The 24,638-nt window shown below is 66.4% G+C and carries 22 protein-coding genes; 14 read left to right on the top strand and 8 right to left on the bottom strand.

Annotation, left to right across the window (positions count from 1 at the left end; translation table 11 throughout):
- Positions 1–19: 19 nt before the first annotated feature.
- Complete coding sequence (locus tag AC1RMG_RS21455; protein ID WP_072452552.1) at positions 20–1,597, bottom strand: DUF1302 domain-containing protein; 1,578 nt, start codon at positions 1,595–1,597, stop codon at positions 20–22.
- Between the two features lie 254 nt (positions 1,598–1,851).
- Here AC1RMG_RS21455 and AC1RMG_RS21450 point away from each other — a divergent pair, with 254 nt between their 5' ends.
- Both AC1RMG_RS21450 and AC1RMG_RS21445 read left to right on the top strand, forming a co-directional pair.
- Positions 1,852–3,600: an FAD-dependent oxidoreductase gene (locus tag AC1RMG_RS21450; RefSeq protein WP_493170186.1), complete on the top strand. Its 1,749-nt coding sequence runs from the start codon at positions 1,852–1,854 to the stop codon at positions 3,598–3,600.
- Positions 3,597–4,475 carry an SDR family NAD(P)-dependent oxidoreductase gene (locus AC1RMG_RS21445; RefSeq protein WP_342402327.1) on the top strand — a complete coding sequence of 293 codons (879 nt, stop codon included), beginning with the start codon at positions 3,597–3,599 and terminating at the stop codon, positions 4,473–4,475. Before AC1RMG_RS21450 ends, AC1RMG_RS21445 begins: the two co-directional genes overlap by 4 nt.
- Before the next feature lie 205 nt (positions 4,476–4,680).
- Here the strand turns inward: AC1RMG_RS21445 and AC1RMG_RS21440 are convergent, their stop codons facing one another.
- The 6 genes from AC1RMG_RS21440 to AC1RMG_RS21415 all read right to left on the bottom strand — a co-directional run bounded on the left by AC1RMG_RS21440 (position 4,681) and on the right by AC1RMG_RS21415 (position 11,304).
- Entirely contained in the window at positions 4,681–6,255 is a 1,575-nt protein-coding gene (locus AC1RMG_RS21440) for a FadD3 family acyl-CoA ligase (protein ID WP_493170184.1), read from the bottom strand.
- A gap of 157 nt (positions 6,256–6,412) precedes the next feature.
- On the bottom strand, positions 6,413–7,159 hold the full coding sequence (locus AC1RMG_RS21435; RefSeq protein WP_072452559.1) for an SDR family NAD(P)-dependent oxidoreductase: 747 nt from the start codon (positions 7,157–7,159) through the stop codon (positions 6,413–6,415).
- Positions 7,160–7,260: 101 nt separating this feature from the next.
- The gene (locus AC1RMG_RS21430) at positions 7,261–8,352 is read right to left on the bottom strand and encodes a 2Fe-2S iron-sulfur cluster-binding protein (RefSeq protein ID WP_370059412.1); all 1,092 of its coding nucleotides are present in this window, start codon (positions 8,350–8,352) and stop codon (positions 7,261–7,263) included.
- Between the two features lie 2 nt (positions 8,353–8,354).
- On the bottom strand, positions 8,355–9,122 hold the full coding sequence (locus tag AC1RMG_RS21425) for a glucose 1-dehydrogenase (protein ID WP_072452561.1): 768 nt from the start codon (positions 9,120–9,122) through the stop codon (positions 8,355–8,357).
- Entirely contained in the window at positions 9,110–10,780 is a 1,671-nt protein-coding gene (locus AC1RMG_RS21420) for an FAD-binding protein (RefSeq protein ID WP_493170182.1), read from the bottom strand. The genes AC1RMG_RS21425 and AC1RMG_RS21420 overlap by 13 nt, the downstream gene beginning before the upstream one ends.
- 8 nt (positions 10,781–10,788) lie before the next feature.
- Complete coding sequence (locus AC1RMG_RS21415; RefSeq protein WP_493170180.1) at positions 10,789–11,304, bottom strand: flavin reductase family protein; 516 nt, start codon at positions 11,302–11,304, stop codon at positions 10,789–10,791.
- Positions 11,305–11,562: 258 nt separating this feature from the next.
- On the opposite strand from AC1RMG_RS21415, the gene AC1RMG_RS21410 reads away from it, so the two are divergent.
- The 12 genes from AC1RMG_RS21410 (at position 11,563) to AC1RMG_RS21355 (ending at position 23,842) form a co-directional block, all read left to right on the top strand.
- Positions 11,563–12,747, top strand: a complete 1,185-nt coding sequence (locus tag AC1RMG_RS21410) for an acyl-CoA dehydrogenase family protein (protein WP_342402335.1) — start codon at positions 11,563–11,565, stop codon at positions 12,745–12,747.
- Positions 12,748–12,869: 122 nt separating this feature from the next.
- Positions 12,870–13,991: an LLM class flavin-dependent oxidoreductase gene (locus tag AC1RMG_RS21405; RefSeq protein ID WP_123724911.1), complete on the top strand. Its 1,122-nt coding sequence runs from the start codon at positions 12,870–12,872 to the stop codon at positions 13,989–13,991.
- A gap of 211 nt (positions 13,992–14,202) precedes the next feature.
- Positions 14,203–15,108 carry a VOC family protein gene (locus AC1RMG_RS21400; protein WP_072452569.1) on the top strand — a complete coding sequence of 302 codons (906 nt, stop codon included), beginning with the start codon at positions 14,203–14,205 and terminating at the stop codon, positions 15,106–15,108.
- Positions 15,105–15,992: a CoA transferase subunit A gene (locus tag AC1RMG_RS21395; RefSeq protein ID WP_072452570.1), complete on the top strand. Its 888-nt coding sequence runs from the start codon at positions 15,105–15,107 to the stop codon at positions 15,990–15,992. Before AC1RMG_RS21400 ends, AC1RMG_RS21395 begins: the two co-directional genes overlap by 4 nt.
- Before the next feature lie 12 nt (positions 15,993–16,004).
- Positions 16,005–16,802, top strand: coding sequence for a CoA-transferase subunit beta (locus AC1RMG_RS21390; protein WP_401155705.1), 798 nt, complete (start codon positions 16,005–16,007; stop codon positions 16,800–16,802).
- A gap of 27 nt (positions 16,803–16,829) precedes the next feature.
- The gene (locus AC1RMG_RS21385; protein ID WP_262212523.1) at positions 16,830–17,699 is read left to right on the top strand and encodes an enoyl-CoA hydratase; all 870 of its coding nucleotides are present in this window, start codon (positions 16,830–16,832) and stop codon (positions 17,697–17,699) included.
- A 2-nt stretch (positions 17,700–17,701) separates the two neighbouring features.
- Positions 17,702–18,769 (top strand): NAD(P)H-dependent flavin oxidoreductase, encoded by a 1,068-nt coding sequence (locus AC1RMG_RS21380; protein WP_262212521.1) that lies wholly within the window; start codon positions 17,702–17,704, stop codon positions 18,767–18,769.
- Between the two features lie 11 nt (positions 18,770–18,780).
- Entirely contained in the window at positions 18,781–19,536 is a 756-nt protein-coding gene (locus AC1RMG_RS21375; RefSeq protein ID WP_072452578.1) for an enoyl-CoA hydratase family protein, read from the top strand.
- A 10-nt stretch (positions 19,537–19,546) separates the two neighbouring features.
- Positions 19,547–20,713 carry an acyl-CoA dehydrogenase family protein gene (locus tag AC1RMG_RS21370; protein WP_401021390.1) on the top strand — a complete coding sequence of 389 codons (1,167 nt, stop codon included), beginning with the start codon at positions 19,547–19,549 and terminating at the stop codon, positions 20,711–20,713.
- Between the two features lie 10 nt (positions 20,714–20,723).
- Positions 20,724–21,800, top strand: coding sequence for an acyl-CoA dehydrogenase family protein (locus AC1RMG_RS21365; protein WP_370059409.1), 1,077 nt, complete (start codon positions 20,724–20,726; stop codon positions 21,798–21,800).
- Complete coding sequence (locus tag AC1RMG_RS21360) at positions 21,793–22,941, top strand: acetyl-CoA C-acetyltransferase (protein ID WP_368995523.1); 1,149 nt, start codon at positions 21,793–21,795, stop codon at positions 22,939–22,941. The genes AC1RMG_RS21365 and AC1RMG_RS21360 overlap by 8 nt, the downstream gene beginning before the upstream one ends.
- Positions 22,942–22,966: 25 nt before the next feature.
- Positions 22,967–23,842 carry an SDR family oxidoreductase gene (locus AC1RMG_RS21355; protein ID WP_493170175.1) on the top strand — a complete coding sequence of 292 codons (876 nt, stop codon included), beginning with the start codon at positions 22,967–22,969 and terminating at the stop codon, positions 23,840–23,842.
- 6 nt (positions 23,843–23,848) lie between these two features.
- Here AC1RMG_RS21355 and AC1RMG_RS21350 read toward each other — a convergent pair whose 3' ends face one another.
- Positions 23,849–24,616 (bottom strand): AraC family transcriptional regulator, encoded by a 768-nt coding sequence (locus AC1RMG_RS21350; protein WP_401155699.1) that lies wholly within the window; start codon positions 24,614–24,616, stop codon positions 23,849–23,851.
- Between the last annotated feature and the right edge of the window lie 22 nt (positions 24,617–24,638).

The following is a 24,638-nucleotide window of genomic DNA, read 5'->3' as shown; positions in this document are numbered from 1 at the left end:
TGCTCCTTGGGGCAGGGAATCAGAACCGGTACTTGAAGTTGAGGGCGAGGTTGTCGCGGTCCGCCAGCGGGCTGTTGTTGGCGTTGCCCAGGTAGGCGTTGTAGCGGGCCTCGATGGTGAAGTTGCCGAGGTAGCGCCAGGAGCTGCCGATGCTTGCGCGGTCGTCGCCCTGGCCCGAGTTGATCGAGCCCACCAGGGAGCTGTCGTTGTGCGCGGCGGTGCTGAAGGTGATCGGGACCGAGAGGTCCCAGCCGGTGAACACATCGTTGTAGTCAAAGCTGGCCTGCACTGTGTAGCCCCAGGCCGAGCGGTCGTAGAGCAGCTTGTCGGTACCCGGCAGGCTGAACCCCGGGGCCAGCTGGGTCGGCTGCGAGCTGTCGTTGCTCAGCACCTGGTTGTACACCAGCTCGCCAGTCAGGGTGGTGTTGTCGGCCCAGGAAGTGGGCCCCAGCACTTCGATCACCGAAACCTGGGCTTGCAGGGTCTTGGCTCGCACCGGGCTGGCGAAACCGTTGTCCACCATCACCGGCTGGCCGTCGCGGTAGCTGACCTCGCCGGCGATGCTGGTGTCGCCAAGCACCGTGGAGAAGCTCGCGCCGTACTGATCGATGTTGTCGAAGTAGATTGCCCGGTAGCTGCCCAGCTGGCTCTGGAAGTCCAGGGACGGGGTCTTGTCGTGGTAGCGCGAATAGTACAGGCCGAACTCGGTGTTGTTCAGCGATTCGGCGGCGTAGGTGAAGGCCAGGCCGTATTGGCCGCTGTTGCTCGGGGTGTCGTTCTTCAGGCGGTGGACAAAGCCTGTGGCGTCGTTTTCCCCTCCGCGATCGATGTAGTCGGTGGTGGAGAAAAAGCTGCCCACGCCGAACAGGTCGGTCTTCTGCCACTGGTACTGGTAGTAGGCCTGGACGTCCAGGCTGTCGCTCAGGCTGAACTGGGTGAACAGCTGGCCCACCGGCAGCAGCACTTCCTTGACCTCGACCCCGGGGGTGGTCGACTTGGTGGCGTCCACCGGGCTCTGGGCCGCGGAGATTCCCGGGTAGAACAGGCTTTCGCCCCAGCTCACCACCTGCTTGCCCAGGCGCACGTTGAGGTTGTGCCCGGACAGGTTCCAGGTGCCATAGGCATAAGCGTCCAGCAGGCGCAGGTCGTTGCGGTGCTGGTCGATGGTGTCCTGGGAAAAACGGTCGGGACGGCTGCAGTTGCCGCCGGCAAAGCAGTTGGAAGTGCCACTGGGGTTGTCGTTGTCGCGGTCGTAGACGTTGTCGTAGAAGCCGTCGGCGCGAATGAAAAAGCCGTAGTCGTCACGCCAGCGCAGGTTGGCTTCGGTAAGAAAGCCGCTGCGATTGTTGATCAGGCTGCCCCTGGCGAAAGCGTTGTCGCCATCGTTGCCGTTGGCATTGGCCACCAGCTTGTGGCTCCGGGATTCGGTACGCCAGGCCAGGCTGTAGGTCAGGGTGGTGTCCCAGTCGACAGTCAGATCCTCGTTGGGCTGGAAGGTCATGGCGCTGGCCGGTCCGCCCAGCCCGCCGGCCAGTATCAGCAGGGCAGTGTGCAGTCGGGGGAGTAGCGATGGTGGGGCGATTATTGTTTTTGTCATCTCGTCCTCGTGCCCAGGTCAGGCCCGCCCGACCTGCGATGTAAGGGGGGGAAGTGCAGCAGGAGCGACTATGGAAGCAGCGGCCCGCCCGGACATCGTCCAACCAGACTAAGTGTTTTGGCCGTGGCGGGCGCTAGTCCCATTGGACGATGCCCGGGCCTTGAGGCTGCCGAACAATCCCGGGACCGACTGCGCCGGAGTCCGGGCCGGTGGCGGCGGCTTCCTGCCTGTAGGCGCCTTGCGGAGATGCGCGGATGAAACACGCCAAGATCAAATGGGATGAGTGCTGCGATGTATTGGTGATAGGTTCCGGCGCAGGAGGCATGACCGCCGCGCTGCGGGCCCATGACCTGGGGTTGAACACGTTGCTGATCGAGAAGAGTGGCGAATACGGCGGCACCTCGGCGGTGTCCGGCGGTGGCATCTGGATTCCCGACAACCACCGGATCCAGGCCCTGGGCGGTAGCGATTCGGTGGCCGAAGGGATCGCCTATGTCCGCGCGGTGACCCACGGCGAGATCGACGACGGGCGCATCGAAGCCTATGTCGAGCAGGGCCGGGACATGGTCCGCTACCTGGAGGCGCAGACCCGGGTGCGCTTCGAGGCCCAGCCCGCTTACTCCGACTACTACCCGCAGGTGCCCGGTGGCAAGCCCGGCTATCGCTCCATGGACCCGCAACCCTTCGATGCCGCCGAGCTGGGCGAGGAGTTCCTGCGCATGCGGGCGCCTTCCCCCGGCACGCTGATGATGGGACGCATGGCGATGACCATGAAGGAGGCGCAGGTGCTGCTGTGTCGTGGCCCCGGCTGGCTGCGCCTGACCCTGCGAGTGATGTGGCGCTACTGGCGTGATCGCGAGGGGCGGCGGCTGTCGCGTCGCGACCGTTTCCTGACCCTGGGCAATGCCCTGGTGGGCGCCTTGCGCTGTTCGCTGCAGGATCGCCAGCGGCCGCTGTGGCTCAACTGCGCCTTGCAGGAACTGCTGATTGTCGGTGAGCGAGTCGGCGGCGCGCGGGTCTGCCGCGACGGCCAGACCCTGAACATCAAGGCGCGCCACGGGGTGATCATCGCCGCCGGTGGCTTCGAGCGTAACCAGGCCATGCGCGAGCAGTACCTGCCGCAGCCGTCCCAGGCCCAGTGGAGTGCCACGCCACCGCACAACACCGGCGACGGTATTCGTGCAGGCCAGGTGATTGGCGCCCGTACTGCCTTGATGGACCACGGCTGGTGGGCGCCCACTACCCGGGTTGCAGGTGAGGAAAAGCAGCGTGCGCTGTTCGTCGAGCGCACCTTGCCTGGCTGCGTACTGGTGAACTCGGCAGGGCAACGCTTCGTCAACGAGGCGGCGCCCTATACCGATATTGTCTATGCGATGTATGAGAGCAATCGGGCCGAAGCGGTCAGCGTGCCGTGCTGGATGATCTTCGACGCCGAGTTCCGCCGCAAATACCCCTGCGGCGCGCTGTTGCCCGGTTATGCCCAGCCCGACTGGCGGCTGCCGGAACACCTGCAGGACTACTTCTACAAGGCCGCCAGCCTGCCGGACCTGGCGGCGCAGATCGGCATCGACGGCCCGGGCCTGATGCGTAGCATCGAGCGTTTCAACATCATGGCCCGGGAGGGCCGGGACCAGGATTTCAACAAGGGCGAGTCGCTGTTCGATCGCTACTACGGCGACCCCCACGTCGGCCCCAACCCTTGCCTGGCGCCCTTGCTCAAGGCGCCGTTCTACGCGGTGCGGGTGGATGCCGGGGACATTGGCACCAAGGGCGGCCTGCTGACCGATGCCAACGCCCGGGTGTTGCACGAGGACGGCCATCCGATCCTCGGCCTTTACGCAATCGGCAACAGCGCCGCATCGATGATGGGGCGCACGTATCCGGGAGCCGGCTCGACCATCGGCCCGGCGATGACTTTCGGCTATATCGCCGCCAATCACATCAAGGCGCAAAGCCTGCGCCAGTCGCAGCCGGCGTCCTTTCTGGCAAGGAGCAGTCAATGAAGAGCAAGCAACCCCAGGTGGCCCTGGTCACCGGTGCCAGTCGCGGCGTGGGCCGTGGCATCGCCCTGGCCCTCGGGGCACAGGGCATGACCGTCTACGTGACCGGGCGTGCGCCGGAAAAGGCCGGGGCACGGCTTTATGAACAGGCGCTGCAAGGTTCATTGGCGGACACCGCGGCAGCCATTACCGCCGCCGGTGGCCGGGGCATCCCGGTGGTCTGCGAGCATGCCGACGACGCCCAGGTGCAGGCCCTGTTTGCGCGGATCGCCGAGGAGGCCGGCCACCTCGATCTGCTGGTCAATAACGTGGCCGCCATCCATGAGCGCTTGATCGAGCCCGGGCCGTTCTGGGACAAGCCCCTGGAGTTGGTGGATATCCTCGATGTCGGCCTGCGCTCGGCCTACATCGCCAGTTACTACGCCGCGCCGTTGTTGCTGCGCAGTGCCCAGGGGCTGGTCTGTTTCACTTCGTCGTTCGGTGCCGGCTGCTACATGCACGGCCCCGCCTACGGAGCGCAGAAGGCCGGTTGCGACAAGCTGGCGGCGGACATGGCAATCGATTTTGAAGGGCGTGGCGTGGCGGCGCTGTCCCTGTGGCTGGGGCCGCAGTTGACCGAGCGCACGCGGATTGTCGGCGAGCACCACGGCGAGCAGTACCAGGCCTTTCTCGCGGACGCCGAGACCCCGCAGTTCAACGGCCGGGTCATTCATGCGCTGCTCAATGACCCCGGGCTGATGAGCCTGTCCGGGCAGACCCTGATCACCGCGGAAATCGCCCCGGGCTATGGCATCAGCGAGGATCAGGGGCGCCAGCCGCCGTCCCATCGCTCATTGCTGGGCGAGCCCCGGCGCCAGCATCCGGCGCGAGTGATATAAACCCCGGCGCAACGAGCGCAAATTAGCCGGTGGCTAGGGAGCTTGCTCCCGCGGGGGGCGGAGCCGCCCCAATGCCAGCCACCGGGTTTCGGCACTCGCACACTGATTCACGCATTCCACAGGCACCGCGCAAAGCGACGGCAAAAACGCGGCAGTCAGGCTCCGCAGGCTGGCCCGTCCCAAGGAGGGACGCGCCTCGCCACCCTCAATTGCGGCTTTCGGCCCACTGGCGCAACACCTGCTTGGTCACCTTGCCCGCCGCGTTCAGCGGCATGGCTTCCAGTACCTGGAATCGTCGCGGCACCTTGTAGTTGGCCATCTGTTCCCGGCACCAGCCCAGCAGTGCTGTCGACTCCAGGAGTTGTCCCGGCGTGGCCAGGACAAAGGCCATGGCCACTTCGCCGAGGCGCTCGTCCGGTATACCTATTACCGCCGCCTGGGCCACCCCGGGAAACTTCAGCAGGCACTGCTCGATTTCCGCCGGATAGACGTTGAAACCGCCGGTAATGAACATGTCCTTGAGGCGGTCGGTGATACGCAGGTAGCCCTGCTCGTCGAGGACCCCGACGTCACCGGTATTGAGCCAGCCATCGGCGTCCAGCACTTCCTGGCTGGCTTGTGGGTCGTTGAGGTAGCCCTGCATCAGGTTGTAGCCGCGGATCTGTATTTCCCCGGGGACATTGGGCGGTTGGCACTGGCCGTCGGCAGCGACGATCCGCACCTCTACCCCGGGCATCGCCCGGCCGCTGGTCTGGGCGACTCGCAGCGGATCGTCGCCGGGGCGGCAAATGGTGGCGAAACCGCAGACTTCGGTCAGGCCGTAGGCCGTGACGATGGTGGCAAAGCCCAGCTCGTCGCGCATGCGTCCGATCATGTCCACCGGGATTACCGCGGCACCGGTCACCGCCACCCGTAGTGAGGACAGATCGTAGGCATCGCGCCGGGGGTGAGCCAGTAGCGACTGATAAAGCGTCGGCGGGCCGGGCAGCACGCTGATGCGCTGGCGCTGCACGCATTCGAGCACCGCGTCGACGTCGAACACCTGCTGGGGAATGATGGTCGCACCGCGCATCAGCGCCGCCAGCCATCCCGCCTTGTAGCCGAAGGAGTGGAAGAACGGGTTGACGATCAGGTAGCGATCGCCTTCGCCCAGGCCGACCACGTCGCTCCAGTCGCGCACTATCCGCAGATTCTGCCCATGGCTGGTCATCACGCCCTTGGGCTTGCCGGTGGTGCCGGAGGTGAACAGTACATCGGACAGGGTTTGCGGGCCGAGCTGTTCCTGACGCAGGCGCAGGCTGCTGCCGGGCACTCGGCCGGCCAGGGCCATGAAACTGTCCCAGTCCAGGGCCGCCGGCGAGGGCGAGCGCAGGCTGATGATCTGGCGCAGTTCAGGCAGGTTTTCGCCGGCAAGCATCTGCGGATAGTCGACGCCGAGGAACTCACCGATGGCGAACAGCACGCAGGCGCCGCTCTGGCGCAGGATATAGCCGGCCTCGTTGCCCTTCATCCGGGTATTGAGCGGCACCAGGGCGGCGCCGACGCTGTGCAGGGCGCCGGCGGCGACAATCCACTCCCAGGTATTGGGGGCCCAGATCGCCACCCGGTCCCCGGCCTTGACCTCCAGGGCCAGCAAGGCCCGGGCGGCCTGCTGGCGCAGGCGGTCGAGCTGCAGGTAACTGATGCTGCCGGCGTCCTCGATGGCCGGGCGGTCGCCGTAGGCCAGGGCTGCCCGGGCGAACAGATGAGCGATGGTGGGAGCGTTGAGCGCAGACGGCATGGTGCCTCCTCAGGCAGAGGATTGTTGAACGAAGGGGGAGGCGGCCTGGCAGAGAGCCAGGCCGCTAAGAACCTGTTCACGATCTGCTGCGCTTAGCTCATGCGGCGTTAAAAGTGCCTGAGCGTCGCTCGCTAGATCGTGAACAGGCTCTAACCACTCAGGCTGGCGGTGGCGCGAAGCGGCGGCCGGCAGAGAAACCGCCGTCCACGGCGATCATCTGGCCGCTGACGAAGGAGGCCTCGTCGGAGGCCAGGAACAGCGCCACGGCGGCCACTTCTTCCGGTTGCCCGGAACGGTTGAGCATGTGCTGGGAAGCGAAGTAGGCGTGGAATTCGGCCTGTTCGCGGACCATGCTGGTCATCGGCGTTTCGATCAGCCCCGGGCACAGGCCATTGACGCGGATGTTGGCGTAACCGTAGTCCACCGCCATGGAGCGGGTCAGCTGGTTGATACCGCCCTTGGACACGTTGTAGGCGACATTGCCGTCGCAGCCTTGCAGGCCGAAGATCGAGCCAATGTTGATGATCGAGCCGCCGCGTTGCGCCTCCATGGCCCCCAGCAGGTACTTGCTGGTGAGCATGCTGCCGGTCAGGTTGATGTCCAGCACCCGTTGCCAGTTGGCGGTGCTGGTCTGGGTCACGCTGCCCTGGTCGGCGACGCCCGCGGCATTGACCAGCACATCGACCCGGCGATAGTGGCCGATGATTTCTTCCATCACCTGTTCGACCTGGGCCTCGTCGCGCACGTCGAGGGTCATGAAGCGCCCGGGAAAGTCCGCCGGTGCGTTGCCGATGTCCAGCCCCACCACCTGGGCACCCTCCGCGGCGAAGCGCCGGACGCAGGCCAGACCGATACCTGAAGCCGCGCCGGTGACCACCGCGACCTTGTTTTGCAACCGAGCCATGCATACACCTCTTTTATTGTTGTAGGCCAATCCTGGCGGTCGAGTCTAATCGTTGCCCGGCGCTGCCGGGTCGTCCGTTGAGACTAGAGGCGCAGGCGCCCCTAATCCGGAAAGCGCACCCGCACCACCGGCGTGTCGGGGTGGCTCTGGCAGGCCAGCGTCCAGCCATCGGCCAGCTCCTGGGCACTGAGCACGGCGTTGTGGGCCAGCCGTGTGCGGCCCTGTTCCACCCGGCACATGCAGGCGCCGCAGATGCCTTCCTCGCAAGACGCCGGTACCTCCAGCCCGGCGGCCCGGCAGCTTTGCAGCAGAGTCTGCCCCGGGTGCCAGGCCAGGCTGTGGGCCTGGCCGTCGAGTTCGACGGTCAGGCTCTGGCAGGACTGCCCGGCGGTGTGCTCGACCTGCTGCTGTGCCTGGGGTTGCGGGTCGGGCGGCGACAGGAAGCGCTCGACATGGATCGCCTGGCGTGGCTCACCCAGGTCTAGCAGGGTGCTTTCCACAGTGTCCATGAAGGGCGCCGGGCCGCAGATGAAATACTCGCCGCCCCGGCGCGCATGCAGCAGTTGGCGAACCTGGGCCGCAGTGACGAAACCCTGAACCGAGTCCAGCAGGTGCAGGACTTCCAGACGCGGCTCGTGGGTCCGGGCCAGCTGTTGCAGTTCGTCCTTGAAGATCACCGAGGCTTCGTCGCGGTTGGCGTAGACCAGGGTCACCGGCCGGCGCCCGGCGTGCAGCACCGACTTGAGGATGGAGAACACCGGGGTGATGCCCGAGCCGCCGCCGAACAGCACCAGCGGACGCTGCTCGTCGCTATCGGCATTGCTCTCCAGGCAGAAGTGCCCGGCCGGGGGCAGCACCTCCAGCCAGTCACCGACCTGCACCTGCTGGTTCATCCAGTTCGATACCCGGCCCCCGGCCACACGCTTGATCGTGACCTTGGGCTGTGGATCGCACAGGGGCGAGCTGGCCATGGAATAGCAGCGGGTCAGCAACTGGCCGGCGCAGGGCACGCGAAAGCTCAGGAACTGCCCCGGTTTGTAGCGAAAACGCTCACGCAACTCGCTGGGGACATCGAGCACCAGGGAGCGGGCGTCGGCGGTTTCCTCGATCACCGCGGCCACCTGCAGGCGATAGCTGCCAGCGGCCGATGCGGCGCTGTCCGATACGCTGGCGTTGAACATTGGCGTGCCCATCTTCACCTCGGCTCATAGATCCCGCTGATCAGTTGCGCGTTGTCGACGAGTATCTCCGCGCCATTGACGAAGCGCGACTCGTCGCTGGCCAGGAACAGCACCGCGTTGGCCACATCACGCGGCGCGCACATGCGGTTCATCGGGTCCTGGTCGAGGGTTTCCTGGGGCACCGACTGGCCGCCGATGAGGGCCTGGGTCATCGGTGTGTTGATGCCGTCCGGGTGCACGCTGTTGCAGCGGATGCGGTAGCCCTGCAGCTTGCAGTGCACGGCCACGGAGCGAGTCAATGCCGCCACCGCGCCCTTGGAGGCGGAGTAGGCGCAGAACAGCGGCAGACCGCCCAGGGCCGCCACCGAGGACATGTTGATGATCGAACCGCCGCCGCTGTGCTTCATCGCTGCGATGGCGTACTTGCAGCCCAGGAAATAGCCGTCGCTGTTGACGGTCAGCACCTTGCGCCACAGCTCCAGCGACGTGTCCTCGATATTGGCCATGGCCAGGATCGCCGCATTGTTGACCAGCACATCGAGGCGACCGAAGTGCTGCACGGTGGTTTCCACCACCCGCTGCCAGTCGTCTTCGCGGGTGATGTCGTGGGCCAGGAACAGGGCGTTTTCGCCGATCTGCGCAGCCACTTGGTGGCCGGCTTCCTGGTTCACGTCGGTCAGTACGACCTTGGCGCCCTGGCTGGCCAGCAGCAGGGCGTCCTCACGGCCGACACCGCTGGCGGCGCCGGTGACGATGCAGACTTTGCCTTCTACACGTTGCATGGTGATTCTCCTGATGGTGCGGGTTGAGCCGCGGTTTGCCCGGCCACATGACGGGCGGCCCGGCGCGCGGAATAGATGCAGTCGGCCAGAGACAGGCCCGACACATAGAGGTTGGAAGCGACGCCCACGGCGTTGCGCCCGGCGCTGTAGAGGCCGGCGATCGGTGTGCCCTGGGCATCCAGCACCTGGCTGCTTCGTTCGCAGACCCTGAGGCCGCCGAGGGTGATCACCGGGCAAGGGAACAGGCGGCTGGCAAAGGACAGGTCGAGGACATACCAGGGGCCCTGTTCCAAGGAAGCGAGCATGGCCGCGGACTTGCCAAACGGATCGGCGCATTCGCCCCGGGCGCTCTGGTTGTAGCGCTCGACGCTATCTTTCAAGGCCTGCTCCGGCAGGCCACAGCGCCGGGCCAGGGTTGCCAGGTCGTTGCTCCGTCGGGCGTTGAACAGCAGGTTGAGCAGCACTGGCAGGCGCTGGAACTGCCAGACCTGGCCCGGGCCTATCTGTTTCAGGGCCTGGCGCACCAGTGTCCGATTGAGCACCAGCAATGCACGCCCCTGCTGCTGTTCGACCATCGCCTGGCCAAGGGTGGCGCCATATTGCTCTTCATTGGCGTAGCGCTGGCCCTGGCCATTGACGATCAAGCCCCGGGCCCACGCCAGGGGCGGGTTGATGAAACGCCAGGCGCTGACCTTGTCCATCCGCGCGACAGCGGCGCCCACGCTCTGGCCCAGGGCGATGCCGCTGCCGTCGCAGCCACCGGCGCCCAGGGGCAGGCCGGCAAGGTAGCGCGGCGCATGCTCGGCCACCCAGAGGCGGTTGAGAATGAAACCGCCGGCGCTCAGCAGGACGCCTTTTCTGGCGCTGATCAGCCGGCGCTCGGCGCTGCTGGCTTCGATGCGTTGTTGCCGTTTGCGCAGGTGGCGGGCCAGTGCCGGAACATACATGTGCAGGGCCTGGGCCCAGCGCTCGAGGCGTGCATGGCGGCGCGCGGGGCGGCTATCGGGAGCCAGGCGCCAGGCTTCGACGCCGACCACCCGCTGTTGATCGTCGACCACCAGGCGGCGTACCGCGCATTGGCTCTGCAGGCGCACGCCCTTGGCCAGGGCGCTGTTCTTGAGCGCCTGGAACAGGTGCGCTCCGGACAGGCCCGGGCCTTTGCAGCGATGGCCTCGGGGAGCGGGGGCCGCCAGCGCTGCATAGCGCGGCAGGGCTTCGTTGCCCGAGTAATAAAGATAGAAGCGGTCGCTGGGGTAGGAGGTCTTGTGCGGTGGCACGCTGGCTTCAAAAGCCACGCCCTGGCGCTCCAGCCATTGCAGTTGCCCGGGACTGGCGGCGCAGAAGTCGGCCAGGGTGCGCTGGCCGACGGCATCGCCGACTTCCTCGCGCAGGTAGTCGAACATCGCCTCGTGGCTGTCGTTGTAGCCGGCCTGGCGCTGGTAGGGCGTGCCGCCGCCGGCATAGATCACCCCGCCGCTGAGGGCGCTGGCGCCACCGCCGGCAAAGCGGTCCAGGGCCAGCACCTGCAGGCCCTGCTCGGCGGCCTCGATGGCGGCGCAGGCTCCGGCGGCACCGAAGCCCACCACCAGCCAGTCACAGGCGTCGTCCCAGTGGGGCGGGGCGTGAGTGTCGATGCGCAGCGGCGCGCGGCAGTCCATGTCCCGAATCAACCGGCGCAGGCCTGGGTTTGGGCCGGCTGGGCGGTGGTGGTGTAGCGGCCGTCGAGGTAGACCAGCGGGGTGATACTGGGGCTGGTATGGATGCGCACGATACGCCCGATGAACACAGTGTGGGTGCCGTAGCTGAAGTGCCCGTCCTGGCGGCACAGAATCGCTGATTGGGCGTCCCCCAGGTAGGGAATGCCTTCGACGCTGGTCAGCCAGTTGCCGCTGCTGAAGCGTGCCTCGCCCTTGATTGCGCCGCTGCACAGGTGGGCCAGGGCCTGCTGCTCCAGGCCGAGGATGTTCACGCAGAACCCGGCACCGGTGGCCAGGGCTGCGTGGGAGGAGGCGCTCTTGTTGATGCAGATCAGCAGCGATGGCGGCTCGGTGCTCAGGGAGTCCACCGCGGTGGCGGCCATGGCAAAGCGCTCGGCGCCGTTGCTGGTACTGATGATGGTGACCGACTTGGCCAGGCGGCGCATGGCCTGGAGCATGTCTGCTTGCAGATTGACGTCTTTCATCGCACAGCCCTCGTTCGTGGTGCATGGAGTGCGATGAATTCTGGCAACGGGGCAGGGGGCCAACATCGTCCAAGGGGACTAGGACCTGTCGTCAAACAGCAACAGGCCCTGACCCCGGAGGAAATCCGCCAGCCCGGGCATATGGTCCGTTTGAGGGATGCCGGGTGGGCGGACGGTTGTTTGAATGCGCCGCAACAGGCGGTTGCCCGCCGTAGCACGCGCGCCCCGGCGGACGGGGTTCCCAAGGAGAACGACCTGATGCTCAACCACGATGTGCTTCGCCAGCGTCTCTACCAACAGGCCGAGGAACTGGTGCCGGTTCTGCGCGAACGAGCGGCCGAGGCCGAGCGGCTCGGCCGCTTGCCGGACCAGACCCTGAACGATTTTCAGCAGGCCGGGTTCTTTCGCATTCTGCAACCGGCACGCTGGGGCGGTTACGAACTGGAGCCGAACGATTTCTTCCGGGTGCAGATGACCCTCGCCGAGGGCTGCATGTCGTCGGCCTGGGTGCTGGGGGTGGTCGCGATCCACAACTGGCAACTGGCGCTGTTCGATGACCGCGCGGCCCGGGACGTGTGGAGCGAGGACAGCAGCGTGCTGATTTCCTCTTCCTATATGCCGGTGGGACGGGTGGCGCGTACCGAGGGTGGTTTCACCCTGAGCGGCCGCTGGGGCTTCTCATCGGGCTGCAAGCACTGTGACTGGGTGTTCCTCGGCGCCATGGTGCCGGCCGCGGAACCCGGCGGCGCGCCGGACTACCGGACCTTCCTGGTGCCGCGCCAGGACTACCAGATTCTCGACAACTGGGACGTCATGGGACTTGCGGCCACCGGTTCCCACGACATCCTCGTGGAGAACGCCTTCGTTCCCGAGTACCGCACCCATCGTGCCCTCGACGGGTTCATGCAGGACAGCCCGGGCAACGCGGTCAACGATGCCCCGCTGTACCGCCTGCCGTTCGGGCAGATCTTCGTGCGCGCAGTGTCGTCCTCGGCCATCGGAGCCCTGCAAGGAGCGGTCGCGCAGTTCATTGCCCATAACCGGGCTCGGGTGGGGGTCAATGACGGTCGCAAGATGGTCCAGGACCCAGCGGCCCAGTCGGCCCTGGCCAACGCCATGGTATGTGTCGACGAATGCCGGACGGTGCTGCTGAGCAACTTCGAGTTGATGCTGCAACGGGCCCGGGAGGGTACGCCACTGGGCATGCAGGAGCGGGTGAAGATGCGCTACGACTCGTCGCTGGTGGTGCAAAAGTGCGCCACGGCGGTGACCGACCTGATGTTCAACAGCGGCGCCTCGACGATCTTTCGCGGGCACGGCATCAACCGCGCCTTCCGTGACATCCATACCGGCCGTGCCCACGTCGCCAACCATCCGGCGAAGTACGCCTGGAACCTGGGCAGCGTCGCCATGGGCCAGGACAGCAGCGACTTTTTCCTCTAGGCGGCAGGCCTCGACAACCCTAGTCCGTTTGCGTGATTCCGCCGGCCGGGCTTTGCCCGAGCATGCAGGCCAAGGCACGAGCAGCACGCCGAGCCTGCTTTTTACGACCACAAGGATCGAGCATGAAATTTTCCCTGATTTATGAAGCCCAGACCCTGGACGCCAGCCGTGCCGGCGATCGGCAGGTCTTCGAAGAAACCGTCGAGCAGGCCGTGCTCGCCGACCAGTTGGGGTTCGACACGTTCTGGTGTGTCGAGCACACGGCGCTGACCAACTATTCGCACATGTCCGCCCCGGAAACCGTGCTGGCCTTTGTCGCCGGCAAGACCGAGCGCATCGGCATCGGTCACGGCGTGGTCTGCCTGCCGCCGGCGATGAACCACCCGGTCAAGGTCGCCGAGCGCATCGCCACCCTCGACCTGCTGTCCAAGGGCCGGGTGCATTTTGGCGTGGGCAAGGGCGGCACCCAGCAGGAGGCCGGGACCTTCGGCTACGACCTGGCGACCCTGCAACCGCAGATCGACGAGGCCATGTACCTGATCCCGAAAATCTTCGTCCAGGACGAAATCGAGCACCATGGCGACTTTGTGCAGATCCCCAAGCGGCCGATCCACCCCAAGCCCTACCAGGACCCGCACCCGCCGATGTACCTGGCCTGCACTAACACTGAATCGCTGAAGAACGCCGGCGGCCGGGGCATGGGCGCCCTGGTGCTGGGCTTTGGTGGCCCCGAGGAAATCGCCAAGAAGGTCGAGGTCTATCACCAGGCCTGGGACAGCCGCGACCCTCGCCAGCAGGTGGGCTTCCGGCCCAACCGGCACATCGCCGCGCTGTGCCCGGCGATCGTCCTCGATGACAACCTGGAGGCGCGGCGCATTGGCATTCGCGGCCAGCGCTATTTCATGGAGTCCCTGGGCTACTGGTACGGCGGCGGCGAGCGCCCGGACCCGGCGAAGTGGCAGGACGATACCTACGTCGACGGCAGTGGCCAGAGCGTGATCAAGTCGCGTTTTGCCTCCGAGGAGGTCAGCGTGGATTTCTCCGATCCGACCATGGCCATGATGAACCCCAACCACGCCTACGGCACCGTGGAGGACTGCATCGGCTATGTGCAGCGCCTGGTGGATGCCGGCGCCGACGAGATCCTGTTCATCTGCCAGATGGGCACCGTGCCGCAATGGGCGCAGTTGGAGACCCTGCGCAATATCGGCGAGAAGGTCATTCCGCATTTTCGCAAGGCCTGACTCTTAGCGCTGCAAGCTTTTGGCCACGCCGCTTTGCCGTAAGGGCAAAGCGGCTTTTTTTGTTTTTGCGCCGGGGCATTTCCGGCCGCCTTCGGCACACAGATGCGCTAGTCCCATTGGACGATGCCGGGGCCGCGCTCAGGCGATTAAATCCTGCTGCATAAGGCCTCCTTGCCAGGAGGACGGGTTGAGCTGAACGAGGAGTGCTTGCATGGATATTCGCGGGTTGGGCTACGTCACCTTGCGGTCACGGGACCTGTCGCAGTGGCGCCATTACGCCAGCCAGGTGCTGGGGATGATGGTCGTGCCGGGGGCTGATGAGCAGCACTTGTACCTGAAGATGGACGACCGGCCCTACCGGATCCTGGTCCAGCACAGCAACGAGGACGGCTTCGGCGCCTGCGGCTGGGAAGTGGCCGGAAAGGATGCCTTCGAGCAGGCCCTGGCGCAGCTGCAACAGCACGGGGTGACAGCGCACCGTGGCAGCGCCGCGCAGGCCGAGGAGCGCAAGGTCCAGGAGCTGGCGCATTTTCTCGACCCCGATGGCAACCGCCATGAAGTGTTCTGGGGACCGCGCCAGGATTTCGCCCGGTTCGTCTCGCCGGTGGGGCTCAAGGGGTTTGTCACCAACGACCTGGGCATGGGCCATGTGGTGCTGCCGGCGCCGAGCTTCGAGCGCTGCCGCGAGTTCTATGAGCAGGTCATGGGGTTTGGCCTTTCCGACCTGATGAAGGTGCGTTTCACCCCCGACCCGGCCGAGCCGCAAAAGGCTTTGCACTTTCTGCACTGCAACAACGCCCGCCACCATTCCCTGGCGATCTTCGAATGCCCCATGCCCCATGGCTGCGTGCACCTGATGGTGGAGGTCCAGGGGCTGGACGAAGTCGGTCGCGCCCTGGATCGGGTCCACGCCCACGGGGTGAAGCTTTCCGCGACCCTGGGCCAGCACACCAACGATCAGATGATTTCCTTCTACATCAAGACCCCATCGGGCTTTGACCTGGAATACGGCTGCGACGGCCTGGTGGTGGACTGGCAGCAACACACGCCGTTCGAGAGCACGGTGGTCAGCCATTGGGGCCATGACTTCAGTGTCGGCCGGGAGCAAGCACAATGAGCCAGGACAAGACCCTGAGCACCGCGCAGATGGTCGCTCAGTTGCGCGATGGCATGACCCTGGGCATCGGCGGCTGGGGGCCGCGGCGCAAGCCCATGGCACTGATCCGCGAGATCCTGCGTTCGGACCTCAAGGACCTGACGGTGGTCGCCTATGGCGGTGCCGACGTCGGCATGCTGTGCGCCGCCGGCAAGATCCGCAAGCTGGTGTTCGCCTTTGTCTCCCTGGATTTCATTGCGCTGGAGCCTTACTTCCGCAAGGCTCGCCAGCAGGGCGAGTTGCAGGTCATGGAAATCGACGAAGGCATGCTGTTGCTGGGGCTGCGGGCGGCAGCGATGCGCGTGCCGTTCCTGCCCACGGCGGCGGGCCTGGGCACTGATGTGTTGCGCCACAACCCCGAGATCAAGCTGATCGCCTCGCCCTACGCCGACGCCCGGGACTGGGTGGCGATGCCGGCGCTGAAGCTGGATGCGGCGCTGATCCATGTCGACCGTGCCGACAGCCGAGGGCTGTGCCAGATCGGCGGACCGGACCACTACATGGATGACCTGCTGGTGCGCGCTGCGGCCCGTACCTACGTGACCTGCGACGAGCTGCTGGAGCGCGACACCCTGCACAGCGATCCGGGGCAGGCCCGGCAGGTGTTCTGGGAGCCCAACCTGACCAGCGCCGTGGCCCATGTGCCCGGTGGTGCGCACCCGTCTTCCTGTGCACCGCTGTATGGCTTCGATGTCGCGCATTTCAATACCTACAACGCCTCGGCGCAGCGTGCCGATGGCTGGCAGGAGTACCGCCGCGAGTACGTCGACTGCAGCCATCAGGACTACCTGGACAAGGTCGGCGGCCTGAAGGCCATCCGCCAACTGCCGTTGCCGATTTTCTAAGGAAGCCTCGCCATGAACAGCAGCACTTACAGTCTCGCCGAACTGATGATCTGCGCGGCCTCAGAAGCCTTCGCCGAGGACGGTGACGTCCTCGCCACCGGGATCGGGGTGATCCCGCGGCTGGCCGCTTCCCTGGCCATGCTCAGTTGCAACCGCCAGTTGCTGATGACCGACTCCGAAGCCTGGCTGGTGGCCGAGCCGGTGCCCCTTGGCCCGCGTGATGGCTACCAGCCCAAGCGCGATGCCTGGATGGGCTTTTCGCGGATCTTCGACAACCTCTGGGGCGGGCGGCGCCACGCCATGGTCGGCCCGTCGCAGATCGATCGTTTCGGCCAGGGCAATATTTCCTGCATTGGCGACTACGCCCGGCCCAAGGCACAGATGCTCGGGGTGCGCGGTTTTCCCGGCAACTCCATCAGCCATGCCAACTCGTTTTGCGTGACCAGCCACAGCCGTCGGGTGTTCGTCGAAGGCGAGGTGGATGTGGTGGCTTCGGTCGGCTACAACCCGGCGCGCCTGGCCCGGGGCTGGTCCCTGGACGACATCGACCTGCGCCTGATCGTCAGCGACCTCTGCGTCCTCGATTTCCTGGGCCCGCAACGGCAGATGCGCGTGCGTTCGCTGCACCCCGGGGTGAGCCTTGCCCAGGTGCAGGACAACACCGGCTTTGCCCTGCATGTGCCGCAGCATTGCCCGACCACAGCGGCACCGACCCTTGAGCAGTTGCAACTGATCCAGCGCCTTGATCCGCACAACCTGCGGGCCCTGCAACTCAAAGACAACCCGCCGGGGCTGCGCAGCGTCGGCTGAGCGGACCCCGTTTCGGAGAGCCAAGCAATGCCTGAACACAACGATAAGAGCCCGGAGCCGGTGGTGCTGTACGAAGTGCGCGAGGGAGTGGCCCTGGTCACCCTGAACCGCCCGGAGTACCACAACGCGCAGAATTCGCGCATGACCTACGCCCTGGACGCAGCCTTTCGCCGGGCCTGTGACGACGACGGGGTCAAGGTCATCGTGCTGCGCGGCGCCGGCAAGCATTTCTCCAGCGGCCACGATATCGGCACCCCGGGCCGCGACGTCGACCAGAGCTTCGAGCGTGCCAGCCTGTGGTACGACCATGTCGACAAGCCCGGTGGCGAGTTTCTCTATGCCCGGGAGCAGGAGGTCTACCTGGGCATGTGCCGGCGCTGGCGGGAGATGCCCAAGCCGACCATCGCCATGGTCCAGGGGGCGTGCATTGCCGGCGGATTGATGCTGGCCTGGGTCTGCGACCTGATCATCGCCAGCGACGACGCCTACTTCGCCGACCCGGTGGTGCGCATGGGCATTCCCGGGGTCGAGTATTTCGCCCATGTGCATGAACTCAATGCCCGCATCGCCAAGGAGTTCCTGTTCCTCGGCGAACGCATGCCAGCGGCTCGGGCGCTGCAGATGGGCATGCTCAACCGAGTGGTGCCGCGTGCCGAGCTGGAGCGGGAAACACTGGACATTGCCGGGCGCATCGCGCAGATGCCGCGCCTGGGCCTGCAACTGAGCAAACAGGCGGTGAACAACGCCGAGGACCTGATGGGCAAGCGCTCCAGCATGGACATGGCTTTCGGCCTGCATCACTTTGCCCATGCCCACAACGAACTGGTCTCCGGCGACCGGCTGGGGGGTTACGACGCTCGGGCCATGGCCCGTTCCCAGCGCCGCGAGGGTGCCTGAACATGGCGATTGCCCTCGATACGCCGCTGACCGAACTGCTCGGTTGCCGCTACCCGATCATCCAGACCGCCATGGGCTGGGTCGCCGACCCCAGGTTGGTGGCGGCCACCGGCAATGCTGGCGGCTTCGGCTTTCTCGCCGGGGCCACCATCGAGCCGCAGCAGATGGAGGCGGCAATCCTCGAAACCCGGCGTCTGACGGCGCAGCCGTTCGGGGTCAACTTCCATCTGTACCAGGCCAATGCACCGCAGATTGTCGAACTGGTGCTCAAGCACCGGGTGCGCGCGGTGAGCTACAGCCGTTCGCCGGGCCAGCAGATGATTGCCCGGCTCAAGGACGCCGGGGTGGTCTGCATTCCGACGGTGGGCGCGCTCAAGCACGCGCAGAAGGCGGTGGCCATGGGCGCCGACGCGGTAGTGGTGCAAGGCGCCGAGGGCGGCGGGCACACCGGCACGGTGCCGACCTCGCAGTTGCTGAGTCAGGTGCTGGCCGCGGTGCCGGTGCCGGTGGTGGCGGCTGGAGGGTTCAAGGACGGCGCCGGCTTGGTGGCCGCCCTGGCCCAGGGTGCGGCGGGCATCGCCATGGGCACGCGCTTTCTGATGAGCGCCGACAGCCCGGTGCCCGCGGCGACCCTGGCGCGTTACCTGGCGGTCAGCGACCCGGCGCAGATCATCGTCAGCCGGGCCGTCGACGGCATGCCGCAGCGGATGATCCGCAACGAATTGCTCCAGCGCCTGGAAACCGGTGGAGCCTTGCGCCGCCTGTGGCTGGCCCTGGGAAGCGGGCTGGCCTACCGCCGGCACAGTGGGCTGAGCCTGGTCCAACTGTTGCTGGCGGCCTTGAACCAGCAGCGGAGCGGCGGGCTGACCCTGGCCCAGAGCCTGATGGCCGCCAATGCACCGATGGTGATCCAGAAAGCCATGGTTGAAGGCCTTCCGGCCGAGGGTGTGCTGCCTGCCGGTCAGGTCGCCGCCAGCATCGACAGCCTGCCCGGCTGCGCCGAATTGATCGAGCAGATCGTCCAGGACGCGCAAGCGCGCCTGGAGGACCTGTGCCGCCGTCTCTCGTGAAGGAGCCCCCCATGCAAGCATTCAAAGTGAGTATCGAAAACGGCATCGCCGAGCTGGTGTTCGACCGGCCCCCGGTGAATGCCTTCAACTGCCAGGGCTGGGCCGACATCGCCCGGGAAATCCAGCGGCTGGGCCAGGCCCCTGAAGTCCGGGTGATTCTGATCCGGGCCGAGGGCCGGGGCTTCTGCGCCGGGGTCGACATCAAGGAGCTGGCTGCCGACAGCGACCTGATCGTGGCGGTGAACAAGGGCAACTACGACACCTTCAAGGCCATTCATCGCAACCCCAAGCCGGTGATTGTCGCGGTCCATGGCTTTGTCCTGGGCGGCGGCATCGGCATCTGCGGCGCCGCCGACCTGGTGCTGGCCGCCGACTGCGCGCGCTTCGGCGTGCCGGAGGTGGACCGCGGGGCCATGGGCGGCGGCGCGCACCTGCAACGGTTGTTTCCGTTGCAGAAGGTGCGCCACATGTACTTCACCGGACAGATGATCGATGCCGCCGAGGCCTGGCGTCTGGGGGCGGTGGAGCGGGTGGTCAAGCGCGAGGAGCTGCGCGCGGCGGCCCTGGAGGTGGCCCGGACCATCGCCGCCAAGAGCCCGGCCATGATCGCCCTGGCCAAGGAAGCCTTGAATGCCATCGAGGATGGCGACCTCGAAGACAAATACCGCCGTGAGCAAGGCTTGACCCTCGAAGCCTATCGCTCGCTGGACTCCCAGGAAGCCCGTGACTCGTTCGTCGAGAAGCGCGCTGCTCACTTCAACGGCTGAAGGCACTTGCATGAATCTGAACTACACCCCCGCGCAGCAGGCGCTGCGGGCCGAGGCCCGGGCCTGGCTGGAGGCCAACGTGCCCGACCAGCCGCTGGCTTCCTTCGATACCGAACAGGGCTTTGCCCAGCACCGGGCCTGGGAGGCCAGGCTCAACCAGGGGCGCTGGGGCATGGTCACCTGGCCCCGGGAGATGGGCGGACGCGGCTGCGACCTGATCCAGTGGCTGATCTTCGAAGAGGAGTATTACCGCGCGGGGGCTCCGGCGCGGGTCAACCAGAACGGTATCTTCCTCCTCGGTCCGACCCTGATGGAGTTCGGCAGCGAAGAGCAGAAAATGCGCTTCCTGCCGGCCATGGCCACGGGTGAGCAGATCTGGGCCCAGGCCTGGTCCGAACCCGGTGCCGGCTCGGACATGGCGGCGATCCGCTCGCGGGCCGAACGGGTCGGCGACCACTATGTGCTCAACGGCCAGAAAACCTGGTCGACCCGGGCAGTCTGGGCCGACTGGGCGTTCGGGATCTTTCGCACCGACCCCGAGTCCCGGCGCCACCACGGCCTGACGTTCATCCTGGTGCCCCTGGACAGCCCGGGGGTGACCGTGCGGCCGATCCGCCAGCTCAACGGCTTGCCGGGTTTTGCGGACATCTTCTTCGATGACGTCAAGGTGCCGCTGGAGAATGTCCTGGGCGGCGAGGGCCGGGGCTGGCACGTGGCGATGTCCACCGCCGGTTTCGAGCGCGGGCTGCTGCTGCGTTCGCCGGCGCGCTATCAGGAAAGCGCGCGCCGCCTGGTGCAGCTGTACCAGGCCAACCGCGCCAGCGCCGACCTCGACCCGAGTATTGGCGAGGCGGTGATGCGCGCCTGGCTCGATGCCGAGGCCTATACCCTGAACACCTACATGACCGCTTCGCAGTTGGTCCAGGGCGGCAAGATCGGCCCGGAATCGTCCACCAACAAGATCTTCTGGTCCGAGCTCGACCAACGCTTGCACGAGATTGCCATGAGCATTCTCGGCCAGCGCGGCGAGTTGCTGTCCGATGCTCCTGCGGCCGGCGACGTCGGCCAGTGGCTGGAGGGCTTCCTGTTCGCCCAGGCCGGTTCGATCTACGCCGGGACCAACGAGATCCAGCGCAACATCATTGCCGAACGCATGCTGGGCATGCCCCGGGCCTGAGGAGCAGACCATGGATTTCAGCTTTACTCCCGATCAATTGCTGTTCCAGGACAACCTGCGCAAATTCCTGATCAACGAGGTGCCTCCGGAACGCTTGCGCGAGCTGTGGCAAAGCCCCAGCGGCCGTTGCGAGCGGCTCTGGGGCCAGTTGTCGGACCTGGGCCTGAACCTGCTGACGGTGCCCGAGCAATACGGTGGCATGGGCCTGCAAATGGTCGATGTGGTGCTGCTGGCCCAGGAGTGTGGTTATGCCGCCCTGGCCGAGCCCTGGGTGGACACGGCGCTGATCGGCGTGCCGCTGCTGGCGGCCCTCGATGAGGCTCGGGCAGTGCTGAAGCAGCACTGGCTGACGCGTATCGCCGAGGGCGGCACGCGGCTGGCGGTGGCGCAGCCGGGGCAGGTTCTGGTCAGCGATGCCCATGTCGCCGACCTGCTGTTACTGGCCCACGGTGATGAGGTGCATGCGCTGGAGCCGGCGGCGGTGCGTCTGGTTCGCAACGAATCGATGGACCCCAGCCGCCAGTTGTTCCAGGTCCACTGGACGCCCAGCGCTGCCACCTGCGTGGCCGACGCTACTCAAGGCCGACAGCTCTGGGCCGAGGCCTTCAATCGTGGCGCTGTGGGGACGGCGGCGCAGTTGCTCGGCCTGGCCCGGCGCATGGTCGACCTGGCGGTGGACTACACCTTCGAGCGCAAGCAGTTCGGCCAGCCGGTGGGGTCGTTCCAGGCGGTCAAGCACCTGATGGCCAATGTCGCGGTGCAGGTCGAGTTCGCCAAGGGCCCGCTGTTTCGCGCGGCCTGGGCCCTGGATCAGGGTGGTCCCGGCCTGGACGCGCACGTCTCTCACGCCAAGCTGGCCTGTGCCGAGGCGGCCTTGCTGGCCGCGAAGAACGCGATCCAGGCCCATGGCGCCATGGGCTACACCTGGGAAGTCGATCTGCAACTGTTCATGAAGCGTGCCTGGGCCCTGGACAAAACCTGGGGCGACCGTTGCCTGCACAAGGCACGGGTGCGCCAGGCGCTGTTCGACCCGCAGGCGCCGCTTGGCGCCGGCCAGACCTTTGAATGTGGAGGCAGACATGCCTGAAGCCTATATCGTTGATGCCCTGCGTACCCCCACCGGACGGCGCAAGGGCGGCCTGAGCCGGGTCCACGCCGCTGACCTGGGGGGCCATGTGCTGCGCGCTCTGGTGGCACGCAACGGCATCCCCGAAGTGGACTACGACGACGTGATCTTCGGTTGCGTCGACACCATTGGCCCCCTGGCCGGGGATATCGCCCGGACCAGTTGGCTGGCTGCCGGGCTGGCCGAGGAAGTGCCCGGCACCACCATCGACCGGCAGTGCGGTTCGTCCCAGCAAGCGGTGCATTTTGCCGCCCAGGCAGTGATGAGCGGTACCCAGGATGTGGTGATCGCCGGTGGTGTGCAGACCATGACCCAGATTCCCATCGCCTCGGCCATGAGCGCCGCCGAACCCCTGGGTTTCAGCGATCCGTTCAGCGGTTCCGAGGGCTGGGTGCGGCGCTACGGACCGCAGCCGCCGACGCAGTTTCGCGCGGCGCAGATGATTGCCGAGAAGTGGGGCCTGTCCCGGGTCGCGCTCGAGGAATACGCCCTGGAGTCCCATCGCCGGGCCTTGCAGGCGCAGGAACAGGGGCGCTTTGCTCGGGAGATCCTGCCCCTGGCTGGGGTCGAACAGGACGAGACGCCGCGCCACACCAGCCTGGCGCAAATGGCGGAGCTGGAATTCCTGTTCGGTTGCGACCGGGTGACGGCGGCGGTATCCAGCCAGACCTGCGATGCCGCCAGCGCGCTGCTGATCGTCTCCGAAACCGCGCTTAAGCGTTATGGCCTGACCCCGCGCGCGCGTATCCATCATTTGAGCGTGCGCGCCGCCGACCCGATCTGGATGCTCACCGCGCCGATCCCCGCTACCGCTCATGCCCTGCGCCGCGCCGGCATGCGCCTGGAAGACATCGACCGGGTAGAGATCAACGAAGCCTTCGCATCGGTGGCCATGGCCTGGCTCAAGGAAACCGGTTATCCCCACGCCCAGACCAACGTCAATGGCGGCGCCATTGCCTTGGGTCATCCCCTGGGCGCCACCGGCACCCGGCTGATGTGCAGCCTGCTGCATGAGCTGGAGCGCAGTGGTGGGCGCTTTGGCCTGCAGACCATGTGCGAAGGCGGCGGCCAGGCCAACGTGACCATCATCGAACGTTTGTAGAACAGCAGCCCGAGGACTCGTAAAGATGAATATCTGTGAAAACCGCGTTGTGATCATCACGGGGGCCGGCGCAGGCCTGGGCCGCTGCTATGCCCTGGCTTTTGCCGAGGCCGGCGCCCGGGTGCTGGTCAATGACATCAATCGAGCAGCGGCCGATGCGGTGGTAACGCAGATCACCGGCCAGGGCGGCAGCGCCGTGGCCAACAGCGACGACATCACCGACTACGAGGCGGCCGGACGGATTGTCCGGCAAGCCCTGGAGTGCTTCGGTGATCTGCATGTGCTGGTGAACAACGCCGGAATTTGTCGCGACCGCATGTTCAGCAGCCTCAGCGAGGCCGACTGGGACCAGGTAGTGGCCGTACATCTCAAGGGCCATTTCTGCATCGCCAGCCACGCCGCGCGCTACTGGCGGGATCGGGCCAAGGCCGGGGTTGCGGTCAGCGGGCGGATCATCAACACCAGTTCCGGGGCCGGCCTGCAGGGCTCCGTCGGCCAGTCCAACTACGCCGCGGCCAAGGGCGGCATCGCCTCCCTGACCCTGGTCCAGGCCGCGGAGTTGCAGCGTTACGGGGTGACCGTGAATGCCTTGGCTCCGGCGGCGCGCACCGGCATGACCGAGCAGGTGTTCGCCGAAGTGATGAAGAAGCCCGAGTCCGGTTTCGATCACTTCGCTCCGGAAAACGTCGCGCCGCTGGTGGTCTGGCTCGGTTCTGAGGAGTCTGCGGGGGTCAGCGGGCAGATGTTCGAGATCGAAGGCGGCAAGCTCGCGCTGGCCGAGGGCTGGCGTTCCGGGCCGAGCCTGGATCGCCAGGCGCGCTGGGAGGTGACGCAGATAGGTGCGGCGGTGGCGCAACTGCTGGAGCAGCGGGCGCCGGCACAGAAGGTCTACGGTAGCTGAGGCCTTTCAGGTGTTGAAATACGCCCGCGGCGTGGTGCCGGTCATGGCCTTGAAGAAGGCGATGAAGATGCTGTCGCTGGCAAAGCCCAGTGCGCAGGCGCTGTAGCCGATGCCGCGGCCTGTGGCGAGCAGTTCGATGGCGCGCATCAGCCGCCACTGCTGGCGCCATTGCTGGTAGCTCAGGCCGGTTTCACGCTGGAAGATCCGGCCGATGGTACGGCTGCTGGCGCCGACCTGGGTGGCCAGTACCTGCAATTGCGGCGGCAGTTGCTCCAGGTTCGCCAGCAGCGGTTGCAGGCGTTTGTCCCGGGGCAGGGGCAGCGACAGGGGCTGGTGCAGGGCCTGGCGGATTTCCTCGATGCACAGGCCCAGCAGGTGCGGGTAGCGGCCCTGGCTCCAGTCGCAGTCGAAGGCGGCCTGGGCCATGGGTTCCAGCACGGCCTGGAGCAGCGGGCTGACCTCGATCACCGCCACTTCGGCCGGCAGGCGCTGGCTCAGTTCGGCGCTGAAGTACAGCGAACGGTAGTCCACGCTCTGCTGCATTTGCGCGCGGTGCGTGACCCCCGGGGGAATCCACGCCGCCCGCGAGGGCGGCAGCAGGCACAGGCGATGGTCCAGGGTGATCCGCGTGCAGCCCTGGCGGGTGTACAGCAATTGCCCGCGGCGGTGGCGGTGCAGGCCGGAGTCGTGGTCGCCGAGGGTCGCGGCGATGCCCAGCAGGGGGGCGTCGAAGCGGTCGGGGTCGAAGAGTGCCTGTGGTTCGAGCCAGGCCATGATTGGCGTACTTCCGATGTTT

The sequence above is a fragment of the Pseudomonas sp. GW822-FHT04H02 genome, assembly GCF_058800645.1.
Note: the sequence above shows the minus strand (reverse complement) of the source record. Positions and strands in the feature narration are given on the sequence as shown.